The sequence below is a fragment of the Salinisphaera japonica YTM-1 genome, from assembly GCF_003788585.1.
Taxonomy (GTDB): Bacteria; Pseudomonadota; Gammaproteobacteria; order Nevskiales; family Salinisphaeraceae; genus Salinisphaera; species Salinisphaera japonica.
This window is the reverse complement of the sequence record NZ_AYKG01000027.1, coordinates 1-16796: the sequence shown is the minus strand read 5'-3', so window position 1 is coordinate 16796 and position 16796 is coordinate 1. Positions and strand designations below refer to the sequence as shown.

The following is a 16796-nucleotide window of genomic DNA, read 5'->3' as shown; positions in this document are numbered from 1 at the left end:
CGGCCGTTCATGCGCGCAAGCGCCGGCGCGGCGGTGCTTGCAACGATGCTTATCGTGGCCGGCTGTGCCTCGCATCCGGCCAAAAGCGGCGGCAAGGCCACGAACGGCGGCGGCTATTATCAAAACGATGGCCCCCCGGATAGCCACGACATCGATATCTCAAAGATCCCCGATGCCGTGCCGCGTAACGCACCGCCCTCGAAGTATGGCAACCCGACCAGCTACAGCGCACTCGGCAAGCGCTATTACGTGCTCAAGAGTGCGGCCGGCTTCACCCAGACCGGGCGCGCCAGCTGGTACGGGCGCCAGTTTCACGGCGAGCGCACCTCCTCGGGCGAGCCCTACAACATGTTCTCGATGACCGCGGCCCACAAACGCCTGCCGTTGCCGACCTGGGTCGAGGTGACAAACCTCGCCAACGGCCGACACTGTGTGGTCAAGGTCAACGACCGCGGGCCGTTCCACGACGGGCGCATCATCGACCTGTCGTATGTCGCGGCCCGGCGCCTGGGGGTGGTGGCCCATGGCAGCGCGCCAGTGCGGATTCGTACCGTGACACCGGCCGATTATCGCCAGCCGCAAGCAGCGCCACCCAGTCCGGGCCCGGCCCCGCCGCTGCGCGCGGCCGGAAACGACAATACGCCGGCCCGGTCAGCCACGCGCGGTACGCCACCGAATCCGCCGGCCGCAGCTTTGGGGTATCTACAGGTCGGTGCGTTTTCGGTGGCACAAAACGCCCGACAACTGCACGATAAACTCATCGCGGCCGGGCTGGGGCCGGTTCGGGTTGTCACGCCCGACGCGCGTACGGGCCTGTATCGTGTCCAGGTTGGCCCGTTCGCCAATATCGAGGCCCGGCGGCGCACGGCACGCACGTTGATCGGTCGTGGCCTGGCCGTGCGTCAGGTCGATGGCTGATGCCTGCTGTCACGGCGGGCATATGCCGGGCCGAATCGTTCGCCGCCGATGCCGACAGACGCTAAACTGCGGCGACACGCCGTATTTCATCAAATAGTCACGAGTCCGTTGCCGATGCTCCACATCAAACGTCTAGTTCTGGCCACCTGTGCGCTGTTGGCGAGTATGTCCGTCATGGCCGCCGATCTGCCGATCCCGAGCGCGCCGTCGCTGGGGGCCAAGACGTATGTTCTGGTCGACTACGGCTCCGGCCAGACCCTGGCCGCCAAGAATCCCGATCAGCGTGTCGAGCCGGCCAGCGTGACCAAGCTGATGACGGCTTATATCGTGTTCGACGAGATCGCCAAGAACAATCTCTCGCCGGATGACATGGTCACGGTGAGCAAGAAAGCCTGGGAGATGAAAGGCTCGCAGATGTTCTTGAAAGTGGGCGACAAGGTCTCCGTTGACAAGCTCATCCACGGCCTGATCACGGCCTCGGGCAATGATGCGGCGGTCTCGCTGGCCGAATACGTTGCCGGCACGACGTCCACGTTCGTCGACTACATGAACCAGTACGCCAAACAGCTGGGCATGGGCAACAGCCGGTTTCAGGACGTAAACGGCCTGCCCCAGGAAGGCCATTACATGAGCGCGCGTGATATCGCCACGCTCTACGCGGCCATCGTGCGCGAGTTTCCCAAGCTGTACGACACCTATTTCCATAACAAGAAGTTCGCCTACAACGGCATTCAGCAGTACAACCGCAACACCCTGCTTTGGTCGGATGATCGTGTGGATGGCGGCAAGACCGGTCATACCGAAAGCGCGGGCTACAACCTGGTTGCCTCGGCCAAGGCCGACGGCATGCGCGTGATCTCGGTGGTCACCGGCACGAATTCCGAAAACGCGCGCAAGAGCCAGGCCGAGGCGCTGATCAGCTATGCGTTCCGTTTCTATCAGGAAGCCGAGCTGTTCGGCGCCGACAAGCAGATCGCCCAGATCCGGGTCTGGAAAGGCGATGAGACCCAGGTGCCGGTCGTGGCACAGGGCGCGATCAACGTGGCTTACCCGCGCGGCAAGCGCGACAAGCTGACCACCAGCGCCGAGCTGCCGGCCACGCTGTCGGCCCCGGTGGAAAAAGGCGAGCGCCTGGGCACGCTGGCGATCAAGTACAACGATCAGGTCCTGAAAGAAGAGCCGCTGTATGCCGGCAAGACCATCGCCGAAGGCGGCTATATCCGTCAGGCGATGGACGAAATCCTGATGATGTTCCAATAGCCGCGGACTGTTTGATGATCCGTGATCTTTTCGGCGCGTGACCCCTATGAGCGATGAGCCCGATACGCTGCTCGAGTTTCCCTGCGACTTCGATATCAAGACCTTCGGTCGTCAGGGAAGCGACTTTGAACAGACCGTTTTCCGTCTGGTCAAGGCCCATGCGCCCGAGCTGGAAGAAAACGATCTACGCGCGCGGGAATCCAGCGGCGGCAAGTATCTGTCGGTCACGGTCTCGATTCGCGCCCGCAGCAAGGCCCAGCTGGATTCGATCTATAAAGCCTTGACCGACAGCGGCGCGGTGTTGATGTCGCTGTGAGCGCGCCTGCCCTGCATATACGGCGTTTTGGCTGGCAGCCACAGCCCTATCGCCCGGTCTGGCAGGCCATGCAAGAGCTGACCCGGACACGCGACGAAACCACGCCGCAACAGCTCTGGTTGCTCAACCACACGCCGGTATTCACCCAGGGCCGCAACGGCCGGCCCGAGCACTTGCTGGCACCGGGCGATATCGAGGTGGTGCCCATCGATCGGGGCGGACAGGTCACCTATCACGGGCCGGGCCAGCTGATGGTCTATGTGCTGCTCGATCTGAAGCGCCTGGGCATCGGTATCCGCAGCCTGGTGACGGTTCTCGAGCAGGCCATGGTCGATACCCTGGCCGGCTACGATATCGACGCTTATGCCAGACGCGATGCCCCGGGGGTCTACGTCGGCGCCGACAAGATCGGCTCGATCGGGCTGCGGGTATCGCGCGGTTGCAGCTTCCACGGCCTGGCCTTGAACGTGGACATGGATCTATCGCCGTTTTCGCGTATCGACCCCTGTGGCTATCACGGCCTGGCCATGACCCAGATCAGTGCTCACGGCGGGCCGAGCCATCTGGCCCCCGTAGCTAGCGATCTGTCACAGCAGCTGGCCCGGCATCTGGGCTTGCCCACGACTTCATACGAGGACGCGCCGTCGCGTCTGATAGGCTAACGCCACATCCCCCCGGTTTCTTACCGAATGGCTCACGATTCCGACGATACGCCTGACAATCTTGTCACCGTGCGCGATCTGCACTACGCGATCGATACACGCGTTATCTACAAGGGCGTGGATATCGATATCGCCCGGGGACGGATCACCGCCATCATGGGCCCTTCGGGCACCGGCAAGACCACGCTGTTGCGCCTGATCAGCGGCCAGTGGCGGGCCATGTCCGGCAGCGTCGATTTTGACGGCCAGCGTATTGCCAAACTCTCGCAACGCCAGCTGTTCACGTTGCGCAAACGCATGGGCATGCTGTTTCAGTCCGGCGCGCTGCTGACCGACCTATCGGTCTACAACAACGTCGCCTTTCCGCTGCGCGAGCATACCCGGCTGCCCGAACGCCTCATCCGCGACATCGTGCTCATGAAGCTCGAGGCCGTGGGTCTGCGCGGGGCACGCGACCTGTTCCCGGCCCAGCTGTCCGGCGGCATGGCGCGACGTGTGGCCCTGGCCCGGGCGATCGCGCTCGATCCGGAAATGATCATGTACGACGAGCCGTTCGCCGGCCAGGATCCAATTTCGATGGGCGTGCTGCTACGCCTGATTCGTCGCCTGAACGACGTGCTGGGACTAACCTCTATCGTGGTCAGCCACGACGTGAAGGAAACACTGGGCATCGCGGACTATGTCTATGTGATTTCCGATGGTGAAGTCATCGATCACGGCACCCCGGACGAGATCCGAAATTCCAGCTCGGACTGGGTGCAGCAGTTCATCCAGGCCTCGGCCGACGGGCCGGTGCCGTTTCATTATGCCGGCACGTCCTACGCCAAGGATCTTCTCGGAGCAGAGCCACGATGAACGCCCTGGGCAACGTATTCATGCAAACCTTTGGCTGGCTGGCCAAGCTGGGACGCAGCGCGATCTTCCTGGCCCGCGTGCTGGCCGCCCTGCCGCGGCTCGTCACCAAGCCGCGCCTGCTGATCGAACAGGTCTACTCGGTCGGCGTGCTCTCGCTGCTGATCGTCGTTGTGGCCGGGGTGTTCGTGGGCATGGTGCTGGCGCTGTCGGGCTATCGCGCGCTGGCCGATTTCGGCGCCGAGAACGCGCTTGGCACGTCGGTAGCGCTGGTGGTCGTGCGCGAGCTCGGGCCAGTGGTCACGGGGCTGTTGTTTGCCGGGCGCGCCGGCAGCGCACTGGCTGCGGAAATCGGGCTGATGAAAGCCACCGACCAGCTATCCGGCATGGAGATGATGGCGGTCGATCCGATTCGTCGCATCGTGGCGCCGCGTTTTCTGGCCGGGCTGATCGTCATGCCGCTATTGACCTCGATTTTCTGCGTCATGGCCATCGGCGCCGGCGGCGGTTATTTCGTCGGCGTGGATATCCTGGGCGTAGACGCCAGCGCTTACTGGAACGGCATCCAATCCAGCGTTGAATTCGATCGCGATATCGTCAATATCTTCATCAAGAGCGGTGTATTCGGCGCCATCATCACGTGGGTGGCCGTATTCCAGGGCTACTATGCCCCACCGACGTCGGAAGGCGTATCCAGAGCAACCACGAACACCGTGGTGATCGCATCGCTTGCGATACTCGCGGCCAACCTCATGCTGACCGCGTTCATGTTCAGCAACTGATATGCCCACGCATCACGTCGTTTCTTATTTTCGAACCCACCGATCTTTTGTGCAGCCTGTGCGCGCATCGCGATCGCTGCCCAGAAGTCGATAGAGGTCATCTATGCAATCCAGAGCCGTCGAAATGTTGGTCGGGCTGTTTGTCTGTCTCGGCATCGCAGCGATCTTCCTCCTTACTTACCGCGTGAGCGATCTGGCCGGTCAGAGTGCCGCCGAGGGCTATACCGTCACGGCTGCCTTCAATGATATTGGCGGGCTGAAAGCCGGCGCGCCGGTCGAGCTGGCCGGCGTACGCATCGGCCGTGTGATCGATATCAAGCTGGATCAACAGACGTATCGTGCCGTGGCCACCATGCGTATCGATGATGCCTACAAGGTTCCCGAGGACTCGGATGCCTCGATTCTGACCTCCGGCCTGCTGGGCGATCAGTACGTGGGGGTGGGCCCCGGCGGCGCCATGGACAACATGAAGGACGGGGATTCGTTCATCCTGACCCAAAGTGCGATCGTGCTGGAAAACCTGATCGGCCAGTTCATGACCTCGTTTGCCGACAGCGGTGGCGGTGGCTCGGATAATGCGGGCGGCGACGACAGCCTCGGCGGTGCGCCGACAGACGACGATCAAGCCGCACCGGCCCAGCCCTGATTTGGCGCCGCGGCGCCTGCTTTAAGCCACCATTCAGGCGCGCGGCGCAGACTCAGCTGTAACTGATTTCTTCCCAACATAGGCTTCAAGGCAATGCGCTTGACCCGTGCTTTCATTTCCTTCGTAACGCTTGCGCTGATGCTGCCCGGGCTTGCTGCCGCCGAGCCCACGCCGCCGCAACAGCTGGCCAAGCAGACCGTGCAAAAAGTGCTGTCCGACATGGACGGTCGCCGCGACGAGCTGCGCAAGAATCCGCAAGAGCTCTATCAGCTGGTCGATCGCGATCTCGTGCCGCTCATCGATCTGCCTTACATGTCGCAGCTGGTGCTCGGCCGCTACTGGCGCGAAGCCACGCCCGAGCAGCGTGATCGCTTTCAGACCGCGTTCAAGAACATGCTGATCCGCACCTACGGCTCCGCCCTGCTCGGCTTCAACGATAACGTCGATATCGAGTACATGCCGGTGCGCGCGGCCGACGATGCTGAAAAGGTCACTTTCAACGCCGTGATCCACGCCGACAACGGCCAGGACACGCCGATAACCCTGCAGCTGCATCTGGTCAACGACCAATGGAAGGTCTTTGACGGCAGCGTTGGTAACCTGTCGTTCGTGACCAACTATCGCGGCCAGTTCAATTCCCAGATCCGTCGCAACAGCCTTGAGAAGCTGATCTCGCAGATGGAAGCCCGGTACAACCCGAAATAACGGTGGCTGACAGCAACGACACGACGCGCCGCGTCGAAGTGAAGGGCGAGCTGGACGTCGACAACGTCCCGGCTCGCCTCAAACGCTCGGCCGACTGGTTCGAGAACGGCGGCAAGACCATCATCGATCTGGCCGACGTGACGCGCGCCGACAGTGCCGGGGTGGCGCTGTTACTGGAGTGGATCCGGGATGCCAAGCATGAAGGCGCCACGCTCAGCTTCATCAATGCCCCGGAACAGATGCGCGCCATCATCAATTTCTGTGGCCTCGACGAAGTGATTACCCTGGATGACGACGCGGCCCGAGCGGCGTAGATCGCCGGCGGTTATCCGATCGAGAACGGCCGGGCCTTGCGCTCGGCTTTTTTCGTTTGCGGGCTTAGTTCTTCAAGACAATCCGCAGATTTCGCAGATTGGGCTTGGTGGGCGGCGCTGATGGCGGCTGAATCCTCTCACCGGGTGCGCGCGTTAATGTGATAGCCGCTTATCAAGATGGATACATTGGTTTGCGCGTCTTTGCGCGCTTGGGCGGCGCTGCCTAGAGCAATCCGCAGATGGACGCCGATGACGCAGATGGGGACTGGGCGGGGCCTCGATATCGCGGCGATATGCGCGTTGGGCAGTCGCGGCGAGCTTGTCGACAATGACCTGCACGCGGTGAGATCACGCGAGCGATCGCGCCAGGGTTCGACGCTTGGCCGCAGTGATCAGTCACCCGTAAACGACGCATGCCACCTAGCCCCTATCTGCGTCATCGGCGTGCATCTGCGGATAAAACCAAACCAGCCCAGCGCGCTGAAATACAGGCGTGCCAAACAAGCAACGACTAGGCGCCGCAGGGGCAGGTTTTTTACCCAGGCAGCCGCGGTTCGCGAGCCGGAATCCAGCCGTGATTCACGCCTGCCCCCCAATCCCAAATCTGTGTAATCTGCGACATCTGCGGATAACAAAAGAACGCGCCTCCAAACCTCATCAAACAGCAGACGCTAGCAACCCCGCTTCCTGCAAGACGGCTTCAATGGCTTTTAAAGTCTCCGGGTTGGCCAGTGCCTCGGTATTGTCGACGGTTTGGTCGTTGAGGATCTTGGCCACCGCCACTTCGACTTTCTTGCCGCTGCGGGTATAAGGCAGCGCCGGTACGGCCAGGATGTGGGCCGGTACGTGGCGCGGGCTGGCTTCGGTCTTGAGCCGGCGCTTGATCCGATCGATCAGCGCATCGTCCAATATCGCGTCGTTCGCCAGCACCACGAACATCATCATGCGATCGTCGTCGCCGCTGCTCTGGGCAGCGACCAGGCAGTCCGCGATTTCAGACATCGGCTCAATCTGGCGATAGATTTCCGCCGTGCCGATGCGCACGCCGCCGACGTTCAGGGTGGCGTCCGAGCGGCCATAGATGATCGCCCCGCCGGCGGGCGTGAATCGAATATAGTCGCCGTGGGCCCAGACACCGGAAAAGCGTTCGAAGTAGGCCGCGTGATAGCGCGCCCCGTCCGGGTCGTTCCAGAACGCCACCGGCATGGACGGCAGCGGCTTGCGACAGACCAGCTCGCCCTTGTCGTCGTCGAGCGCCCGACCATGGTCATCAAAGGCCGCTACATCCGCCCCCAGCAGCCGGGCCTGAATCTCACCGCGGCGCACGGGCAGGCTTGGCACGCAGCCGACAAACGACGAAACGATATCGGTACCGCCGGAGATTGAGCCCAGCAGAATATGCTGGCCAACGGTGCGGTAGAACCAGTCGTAATCGGCGTCCAGCAGGGGCGAGCCGGTCGAGAACACGATCCGTAGCGCCGACAGATCGTGTCCGCTGCCCGGCGATAGATCGGCGTTTCGACAGGCCGCCAGCCATTTGGCACTGGTGCCGAAATGGGTCACGCCCTCGCGCTCGGCCATCGCCCACAGCGCGTCCAGATCCGGCGTGGCCGGGTTGCCGTCGTAGGTGACGAGCCGCGCCCCGGTAGCCAGGCCGGACACCTGCCAGTTCCACATCATCCAGCCACAGGTGGTGAAGTAGAAGAAGACGTCGTCGGCGCGTATATCGCCGTGCAGGACCTGTTCCTTGCCGTGCTGCAAAAGCATGCCGCCCGCGCCGTGGACGATGCATTTGGGCTTGCCGGTGGTACCCGAGGAAAACAGGATGGCCACCGGTCGGTCGAAAGCCCCCCGTACGAATGCGGGCCGGTCGTGGTCTTTCGTGGAAAGCGCATCGCGCCAACGTGTCGTGCCCGTGTGGGCGGACAGATCGGCCGGGCTGTCGGTGTTTTCGATGACCACGACCGCCTCGACCGAGGGCATGGCCTCGGTGAGTGCCTCGATCCGGTCGAGCCGATCGAAGCGCTTGCCGCCATAGACATAGGCATCGACCGTGATCAGCACGCGCGGCTCGATCTGGGCAAACCGATCAACCAGCCCGGACACCCCGAAATCCGGCGAGGCCGAGGCCCAGATCGCGCCGATGCTGGCACAGGCCAGCATGGCGATGATGGGCTCGGCGGTATGGGCCACCACGCCGGCCACCCGATCGCCCTCGCCCACGCCCTGTGCCCGCAGCCAGGCTTCGAACGCGCCCACGGCGGCCAGCAGCTCGCCGTAGCTGTATGTCTCGCGTGCCCGGCCTTCCGACAGACACACGAGTGCGGTCTTGTCGGCCCGACCCCGCCAGGCCGGGGCCAACAGGTTTTCGGCGTAGTTGAGCCGGGCGTCGGCAAACCAGCGCGCCTTGGGCAATGGCGCCTTATCGACCGCGGGGGCGCTGCCACGCTCGCCCACCACGCCGAGATAATCCCAGAGCGTGTCCCAGAACGGGGTGTCATCGGCGACCGACCACGCGTGCAGGGCCGCGTAGTCCCGGGCATCGGTGGTCGGCGCCTGGCCGCGGGTATCCAGCCAGGCCAGATAATCGGCCAGCCGGCTGGCGGCCACGGCATCGTCGGCGGGTGTATGAACGATCGAAGACATGGAAAACAGATCGAAAGAACGGGCACCGCTAGGATACCGGGCGCGTGCGCCGATCACGACGCCCGGTGCGACTATTGTCGGATAATGCTTAGCGAGCGGTCTTACCCGACGAAACGTCGTGCGTTGGCAAACAGCCGGGCCCAAGGGCTGGACTCGCCCCACTGCGTCGGGGCCCATGACAGATTGACGGTCCGCGTGACGCGCTCGGGGTGTGGCATACAGATGAATACCCGCCCGTCGGCGTTACACAGGCCGGTCACACCGCCCGGCGAGCCGTTGGGGTTGGCCGGATATCCTTCGGCGGCGCCACCGGTGTTCGCGGTATAGCGCAGGCCGATCTGGCCGGCCGCGGCCAGGCGGTCCATATCCGCTGCGTTGGCAAACTGGGCCCGGCCTTCGCCGTGGGCCACCGCGATCGGCACCCGGCTGCCGGCCATGCCGTCGAGCAGCACCGCCTTGGACGCCATGATCTCCACGCCGCTGGTCCGGGCTTCGAACTGGCGCGAGGCATTGGCCACGAACGCCGGCCAGCCCTCGGTGCCGGGGATGATTTCGGCGAGTGCCGAGAGCATCTGGCAACCGTTGCACACGCCCAGTGAAAACGTGTCCTCACGAGCAAAGAAATCAGCAAACGCGGCCCGCGCGCGCTGGTTGAACAGGATGGATTTGGCCCAGCCCTGCCCTGCGCCCAGCACGTCGCCATACGAAAACCCGCCACAGGCCGCCAGGCCCTGCATGGCGGCGAGATCCACCTTGCCGGCCAGCACCTCGGACATATGCACGTCGATCGCATCGAAGCCGGCACGCGTAAAGGCAAAAGCCATTTCGTTATGGCCGTTGACCCCCTGCTCGCGCAGGATCGCCACCTTCGGCCGTGCGGTGTTGATATAAGGCGCGATGATGTCGTCTTCGGTATCAAAGCTGGCCTCGCCGGGCAGGCCGGGGTCCTGTCTATCCAGCAGGGTGTCGTACTCGGCATCGGCGGCCGCCGGCGCATCGCGGCGCGCGGCCATGGCATGGCTCACCGCGGCCCAGCGGCGATGCAGATCGATACGATCGGCGGCAAACACCACGTTGTCGCCGTGCCGGATCGTCAGGCGATCATCACCGCTCACGTGGCCGATTTCCGTGGCGGCCACGCCGGCCTGGCGCAGGCTGGCCAACGTGGTCTCGACATCATCGACGTCCACCTGCACGACGGCGCCCAGTTCTTCGGCAAACAGAGCTGCGGTGGCATCGCTATCGAGTGCGGCGAGCTGGATATCGGCGCCCACGTGGCCGGCGAAGCACATCTCGGCCAGACAAGCCGCCAGGCCGCCGTCGCTACGATCGTGGTAAGCCAGCAGACGCTCGGCGGCGGCCAGTTCCTGGATCGCGGCAAAAAAGCCGGCCAGATGCGCGGGCGTATCCAGATCCGGTGCGGTGTCACCCAGCGCGCCATGGACCTGGGCCAGCGCCGAGCCCCCCAGGCGATTCCGGCCCTGGCCCAGATCGGCGAGGATCAGGCGGGTATCGGCGATATCGCTGGCCACGAGCTGCGGCGTGGCCGTGCCGCGCGCCGAGGTCGTGGGCGCAAACGCCGAGACCACCAACGAGACCGGCGCAGCCATCGTGCGCGGGCCGGCTTCACCCGACCAGCTGGCCCGCATGGACAATGAATCCTTGCCCACCGGAATCGCCAGGCCCAGCTCGGCACAGAGCTGCTCGCCGACGGCACGCACCGTGTCGTACAGCCGGGCATCCTCGGCCGCATCGCCACAGGCCGCCATCCAGTTGGCCGAAAGCCGGATATCGCGCAGCCCGGCGATCCGTGCCGCCGCGATGTTCGTGATCGCCTCGCCGACCGCCATACGGCCCGAGGCCGGCGCGTCGACCAAGGCGATGGGCGCGCGCTCGCCCATGGCCATGGCCTCGCCGGTGTCCCCGGTGAAGGCTGTGGTAGTGACTGCCACATCCGCCACCGGCACCTGCCAGGGCCCGACCATCTGATCGCGGGCCGTCATGCCGCCCACGCTGCGATCGCCGATGGTGATCAGAAACGATTTGCTGGCCACCGTCGGCAAGGCCAGCACGCGCTCAAACGCCTCTGTGATGTCCAGATCAGCATGGGCGAACGCCGCCGGGCGCACCGGGCTGCGCGTGGCCTCACGCGTCATGCGCGGAGTACGGCCCAGCAACACCGCCATCGGCATATCCACCGGGCGTGCGTTTTCTGCACTGGTGGCCTCGCAGTCTTCGACCACGAGCCGGGCATCGGCCGTGGCCCGGCCAACGACCGCATAGGGGCAACGCTCGCGCGCGGCCAGTTTCTCGAACACCGGCAACGCCTCGGCAGCGATCGCCAGCACATAGCGCTCTTGCGACTCGTTGGACCAGATCTCCATTGGCGACAGGCTGGGATCGGCCGACTGGATATCGCGCAGGCGCACCGAGCCGCCGCGGCCGTCGGCATCGATGATTTCGGGCAGCGCGTTGGACAACCCGCCTGCGCCCACGTCGTGGATCGAAGCGATGGGATTGTCACCGCCGCGGGCGATACAGCCCTCGATGACCTCTTGCGCGCGGCGCTGCATCTCCGGATTGGCACGCTGCACGGAGGCGAAATCCAGCTCGGCCGAATCCGCCCCGCTGGCCATCGAGGAGGCCGCGCCGCCGCCCAGGCCGATCAGCATGGCCGGGCCGCCCAGCACGATCAGACAGGCTTCGACCGGTACCGTATGTTTTTCCACGTGGCCGGGGCGAACATTACCCATGCCGCCGGCGATCATGATCGGTTTGTGATAGCCCCGCAGGCCGGTGGCGGCTTCTTCGTGCTGGAAGGTACGGAAATACCCGCCCAGCGCCGGCCGGCCGAACTCGTTGTTATAGCGTGCGGCCCCGATCGGGGCTTCGCGCATGATGTCCATGGCACTGGCCAGGTGAGCCGGCGCGTCGGCATCGGTTTCCCAGGGCTGCTCGTGGCCGGGAATACGCAGATCGGCCACGGAAAAGCCGACCAGCCCGGCCTTGGGCTTGCCGCCGCGCCCGGTCGCGGCCTCGTCGCGGATTTCGCCCCCGGCGCCGGTGGCCGCCCCGGGCGCCGGGGCGATGGCCGTCGGGTGGTTATGCGTTTCAACCTTCATCAACAGATGAACCGGCTCCTCGTTGAGCCGATACGTGCGTTTGGCGTCCACCGCCAGGCGCGTGGCCAGCGGGCCTTCAACCACCGAGGCGTTATCGCGATAGGCCGACAGCACGCCCTCGGGCGCGGCCTTGTACGAGGCCCGGATCATGTCGAACAACGAGGCGGGCTGCGCCTGGCCGTCGATGACGAACTCGGCGTTGAAGATCTTGTGCCGGCAGTGCTCGGAGTTGATCTGGCCGAACATCATCAGCTCGACGTCGGTCGGGTCACGCTCGAGAGCAATGTACTGCTCGGCCAGATACGCGATCTCGTCGTCATCCAGCGCCAGCCCCCAGTCACGGTTGGCCGCGTGCAGGGCCGCCTCGCCCTGGTCCGCCAGCGGCACACGACGCAGCTTGCGCGGTCTGGGCACGTCAAAGATCGTGGCCAGCAGCGACCAGTCGTCGGTCAGCGTCTGGGTCATGGCATCGTGCAGAACGCCGCAATCAGCCAGCGCGCGGCGATCCGGGGCCGCGCCCTCGAAACGATAGACCACGCCGCGATCCAGGCGCTGCAACCCGACCACGCCGGCGTTGCGGGCGATATCCTCGGCCTTGGTCGACCAGGCCGACACCGTGCCAAGCCGCGGCAAGACCAGCACCCCGGCTTGTTCCGGCGCATGGCCGGTGACACCGAGTACGTCCTGCAGACGTTGCGCGCTGTCGTCGTCGACCGTGTCATCGAAGCCGGCGATATAGATCGCCTGGGCCGTGACGCCAGAGGCCTCGACGCCGGCCGCCGCCAACCCGGCCAGCAGGCGCTTGCGTTCAAAATCAGCCAGGGCCGGCTCGCCGGCATAGATCGCGGTTTGGTTCATCGGTTGCTCAGACTGCGCCACGCCAGCCCCTCGCGTTGGTGTGCGACATGAACCCAGTCGGGCGCGCAGGTCAGCGCTTCAGCAAGCGCGGCCTGGGCCAGTTCCGGGCGATTGTTGGATTCAGACATATGCGCGACCACGACGTGCTGCAGGCCACGGGTATCGATCTCGGTGAGCAGGGCCGCGGCCTGAGCATTGCTCAGATGCCCCAGCCGACCGGCCACCCGCGCCTTGAGCGCAGCCGGATACGGGCCCGAGGCCAGCAGGTCCGGATCGTGGTTGGACTCGATGATCAAGCCGTCGCAGGCATCGATCATGGCCCGCACGTGGGGCGTGACCACACCGATATCCGACAGCACGCCCAGGCGCTTGTCACCGTTGCCGATCACCAGCTGCGCCGGCTCGCGCGCATCATGCGGCACCGGGTAAGGAAAAAGTTCCAGATCGCCGATAGCGAACGCCTCATGCGGCGAGTACAGCTCGGTGGCGGCCAGCGCGTCGCCGGCCTTGGCCGCCCTCGTGCCCGGCGTCAGCCAGACCGGCAGGCCGTGGGCGCGTGAAAAACGCGATACGCCTTTCCAGTGATCGTCGTGCTCGTGGGTGATCACGATGGCATCGATATCGGCGGGTACCAGCTCGATACGCGCCAGGCGCCGCTCGATCTCGCGGGCCGAGAAGCCGCAATCAACGAGCAGGCGCGTGGTGCCACATTGCACGACCAGCGCGTTGCCGCGGCTGCCGCTGCCCAGCAGCGCAAACGACAGCGTGGCGGCGGTCACGTGCCTGAGCCGCTCGGCCCGCCGCGTGTATAGACCGGAAACGGGCGCACCTTGGACTCGCTCTTGCCTTCGCCCGGCGTGATCTTGGCCTTGCCGCGGCGATCGACTTCGTCGATACGGATGATCGAGTGCATGGGGATATAACTGCGCGTGACGCCGGCAAACTCGTCAGCGAGTTTTTCTTCGGCCGGGTCGATCAACACCGTGGTGTGCTCGTGGAAGACGAGCTGCTCGATCTCCACGAAGCCGAACAGACCGCCCTGGGCGATCTGGCGCGCATAGATCTCGTAGACCTCGCCCTGATTATGGAACGACACACGATACAAACGATGCTTGGAATCGGCGTCGGCCATAGGCGATTAAAGCGAGACCGGGGGGAATTAATGGCGGAGAGGGTGGGATTCGAACCCACGTGGGGCTCTCGCCCCCAACCGATTTCGAGTCGGTGCCGTTGTGACCGCTTCGGTACCTCTCCGGCGCTTTTCATCGAGGCCGGCTGCCTGCCGGCGTCAACGAAGTCGCGTATCTTAAACGAATGTTTGCTGCGACCCAATAGGCCCACGGGATTAATTTCACGTCTGTCACGCAACGTCCTGTATCACGCATGCCTGGCGCCCAACGGGTGGCCCGTACGTGTGCGCTGGGCGCGCTCGTGCTCGTTGTGGCCGGGCTTGTCACCTGTCAGCGCCGGCCCGGGGCCCTGGCACAGATCCAGGCGACGGGCGAGCTGCGCGTGGCCACCGTCAACGCCGTGGATACCTATTACGCCGGGCCCGAGCGTGCACGTGGCTATGAGTATGATCTGGTGCGTGGCCTGGCCGAAACACTGGACGCGCGGCTCAATATCATCACCGTGGCCGATCGCGAGGCCGTGCTGGCCGCGGTGGCCAGCAATCGAGCCCAGCTCGGTGTGGGGGTGGCCGTCAACGAGCCGCGGCGCCGTCGGGTGCGCTTCACGCCGGCTTACAAGACGATTCCGCTGGCCGTGGTGTACAAGCGTTACACGCCCCGCCCGCGCACGCTGGCCGATCTATCGGGCCGGTTGACGCTCTCGGGCGATACCGCCATGGCCGACTGGCTGCGCCGTGTTCAGCCTGATCTGGTCTTCAAGCAGGCTGCAAAGACCGATATCGAAGGTGTGATGGCCGAGATTGCGACCGGGCACGTACGTGCGACCGTCGCCCCGGCCAACCTGGTGGCACTGAACCAGCGCTATCACCCCAGCCTTCGTGTGGCCTTCGAGCTGGGCGAGCGCGAGCGCCGCCTGGCCTGGGCCCTGTCGCCGGCGGATCGCGCGGGCCGGCGCGACGGCCTTTACAACCAGACCATCGCTTATCTGCACGCGGCCAAGACCAGCAACCTGCTGGCACGTCTGGACGAGCGCTACTACGGGCATGCCTCACGCCTGGGTTTTGTCGGAGGCGCTGAGTTTGCGCGTCAGGTCAAGGATCGTCTGGCGCGCTGGCGGCCTTATTTCAAAAGTGCCGCCAACGATTACGGCATCGACTGGCGACTACTGGCCGCGATCGGCTATCAGGAATCGCGCTGGGATCCGTCAGCCCGTAGCCCGACCGACGTGCGCGGCATGATGATGCTCACCGAATCCACCGCCGAGCGGATGGATATCGACAACCGGCGCAATCCACAGCAATCCATCGACGGCGGCACGCGTTATCTGCTCCAGCTCATGGAGCGCCTGCCCGAGACGATCGAGCGCCCGGATCGCATGTGGTACGCGCTGGCGGCCTACAACATTGGCCTGGGGCATGTCCTGGATGCGCGTCGACTTTTGATCGGCGCCGGGCGAGATCCGGATATCTGGGTCAACCTGGCGGATGCCCTGCCCGACCTGGACGACGTTCGTTATGCACGCGTACTGCGTTATGGCCTGGCCAACGGCGACATCGCCCTGGCCTACGTCAGTGATATCCGTGCTTATTACGATATTCTGCGCTGGATGAGCGACCGACGCGTGGTCGCAGCTGACGACAAGCTGGAAGTGGCCCCGGCCCACGGCCTGCACGATATGGCACCGCAGAATCCGGCCGCCGCGGCGCCGGTGTTTTGAATCTTCAAGCCCGACACGGGCTCGGCGCATAAAAAAACGCACGGGACAAACCCGTGCGCTTGAATGCCAACCGGCAGGCGTTTAGGCCGTAAAACGGTTATGCAGCCCGCACTCACGGTTGCCCAACACCTTGGTCGGGTCATAGTAATTGGTTTCGTTGGGCAGGCTGTGCTCGGCCAGATACTGATCCATCTGGGCCTCCGTCCATTCCAGCACCGGTGCCACCTTGACCACGGCACCCGGCTTGTCCTGGGACACGATATCCATGCCCTGACGGAACGCCGTCTGGTCACGGCGCACGGCGGTCAGCCAAACGTCGGGCGCCATCTCACGCATCGCGCGGCCGAACGGCTCAAGCTTGACCTGATTGGTGAACTCTTCGTGCTGCGGATCATCCACGTCGGGAATACCCATCAGCGCATCACGACGAGCCGCCGAGCTCAACGGATTGAACACGGTCAGGTTCAGGTTCAGATCGGTGATCAGCTTTTCCGCGAAGAGATACGTCTTGCGGGTGGCATAGCCCGAGTCGATCCACACCACGTCAATATCCGGCTTGGCCTGTACCGCCAGATGCAGGATCACCGCCTCGTAGGGCCCGAAGTTGGTGGTCACGATCGGCTTGCCACCCAGGCCCGTCGCCCAGTTGACGATTTCCTGTGGATGCTTGCCGGCAAGTTCTTTGTTGGCGTTTTCGGTATCGACGTTCATGAGCAACTCCTCATCGCAAACCACGACCGCTGGATCGGTCTTAATTGACGGGTATTCTAAACGCTCAAAAGTTATTTAGAATCGGCGACGCAATATCGATTGGTTATATCTTTAGTATCGCCGCTGGCCCGCTGAGGATGTTGTTACCCCGGTATTC

General features: G+C 64.2%; 15 protein-coding genes and 1 tRNA gene. 10 read left to right on the top strand and 6 right to left on the bottom strand.

The genetic code is table 11. From position 1 onward, the window contains the following. Positions 1-9: 9 nt before the first annotated feature. The 9 genes from SAJA_RS09260 to SAJA_RS09220 all read left to right on the top strand — a co-directional run bounded on the left by SAJA_RS09260 (position 10) and on the right by SAJA_RS09220 (position 6455). A complete protein-coding gene (locus tag SAJA_RS09260) occupies positions 10-918 on the top strand; it encodes a septal ring lytic transglycosylase RlpA family protein (RefSeq protein ID WP_221180190.1) in 909 nt (302 codons plus the stop codon). A 114-nt stretch (positions 919-1032) separates the two neighbouring features. After that, complete coding sequence (locus SAJA_RS09255) at positions 1033-2178, top strand: D-alanyl-D-alanine carboxypeptidase family protein (RefSeq protein ID WP_123658388.1); 1146 nt, start codon at positions 1033-1035, stop codon at positions 2176-2178. 46 nt (positions 2179-2224) lie between these two features. Further along, on the top strand, positions 2225-2494 hold the full coding sequence (locus tag SAJA_RS09250; RefSeq protein ID WP_123658387.1) for a YbeD family protein: 270 nt from the start codon (positions 2225-2227) through the stop codon (positions 2492-2494). Then, the gene (gene lipB / locus SAJA_RS09245; RefSeq protein ID WP_123658386.1) at positions 2491-3156 is read left to right on the top strand and encodes a lipoyl(octanoyl) transferase LipB; all 666 of its coding nucleotides are present in this window, start codon (positions 2491-2493) and stop codon (positions 3154-3156) included. Before SAJA_RS09250 ends, lipB begins: the two co-directional genes overlap by 4 nt. A gap of 27 nt (positions 3157-3183) precedes the next feature. Beyond that, positions 3184-4011, top strand: a complete 828-nt coding sequence (locus SAJA_RS09240; protein ID WP_184999832.1) for an ABC transporter ATP-binding protein — start codon at positions 3184-3186, stop codon at positions 4009-4011. Beyond that, a complete protein-coding gene (gene mlaE / locus SAJA_RS09235; protein WP_123658385.1) occupies positions 4008-4790 on the top strand; it encodes a lipid asymmetry maintenance ABC transporter permease subunit MlaE in 783 nt (260 codons plus the stop codon). The genes SAJA_RS09240 and mlaE overlap by 4 nt, the downstream gene beginning before the upstream one ends. A 103-nt stretch (positions 4791-4893) precedes the next feature. Further along, entirely contained in the window at positions 4894-5436 is a 543-nt protein-coding gene (gene mlaD / locus SAJA_RS09230; protein ID WP_123658384.1) for an outer membrane lipid asymmetry maintenance protein MlaD, read from the top strand. 93 nt (positions 5437-5529) lie between these two features. Beyond that, positions 5530-6141 carry an MlaC/ttg2D family ABC transporter substrate-binding protein gene (locus tag SAJA_RS09225; RefSeq protein ID WP_123658383.1) on the top strand — a complete coding sequence of 204 codons (612 nt, stop codon included), beginning with the start codon at positions 5530-5532 and terminating at the stop codon, positions 6139-6141. A 2-nt stretch (positions 6142-6143) separates the two neighbouring features. Further along, entirely contained in the window at positions 6144-6455 is a 312-nt protein-coding gene (locus SAJA_RS09220; RefSeq protein ID WP_221180189.1) for an STAS domain-containing protein, read from the top strand. Between the two features lie 657 nt (positions 6456-7112). Here SAJA_RS09220 and SAJA_RS09215 read toward each other — a convergent pair. From SAJA_RS09215 to SAJA_RS09195, 5 genes are all read right to left on the bottom strand, one after another. Beyond that, positions 7113-9101: an acetoacetate--CoA ligase gene (locus SAJA_RS09215; protein WP_123658381.1), complete on the bottom strand. Its 1989-nt coding sequence runs from the start codon at positions 9099-9101 to the stop codon at positions 7113-7115. 101 nt (positions 9102-9202) lie between these two features. Further along, entirely contained in the window at positions 9203-13081 is a 3879-nt protein-coding gene (gene purL, locus SAJA_RS09210) for a phosphoribosylformylglycinamidine synthase (protein ID WP_123658380.1), read from the bottom strand. Next, entirely contained in the window at positions 13078-13860 is a 783-nt protein-coding gene (locus SAJA_RS09205) for an MBL fold metallo-hydrolase (RefSeq protein ID WP_221180187.1), read from the bottom strand. Before SAJA_RS09205 ends, purL begins: the two co-directional genes overlap by 4 nt. Beyond that, on the bottom strand, positions 13857-14213 hold the full coding sequence (locus SAJA_RS09200; RefSeq protein WP_123658379.1) for a DUF1820 family protein: 357 nt from the start codon (positions 14211-14213) through the stop codon (positions 13857-13859). Before SAJA_RS09200 ends, SAJA_RS09205 begins: the two co-directional genes overlap by 4 nt. Before the next feature lie 31 nt (positions 14214-14244). Further along, positions 14245-14335 (bottom strand) — tRNA-Ser (locus SAJA_RS09195). A 129-nt stretch (positions 14336-14464) separates the two neighbouring features. On the opposite strand from SAJA_RS09195, the gene mltF reads away from it, so the two are divergent. Then, positions 14465-15928 (top strand): membrane-bound lytic murein transglycosylase MltF, encoded by a 1464-nt coding sequence (mltF, locus tag SAJA_RS09190; RefSeq protein ID WP_123658378.1) that lies wholly within the window; start codon positions 14465-14467, stop codon positions 15926-15928. 81 nt (positions 15929-16009) lie between these two features. On the opposite strand, the gene SAJA_RS09185 is transcribed toward mltF, so the two are convergent. After that, on the bottom strand, positions 16010-16639 hold the full coding sequence (locus tag SAJA_RS09185) for a phosphoadenosine phosphosulfate reductase domain-containing protein (protein ID WP_123658377.1): 630 nt from the start codon (positions 16637-16639) through the stop codon (positions 16010-16012). Between the last annotated feature and the right edge of the window lie 157 nt (positions 16640-16796).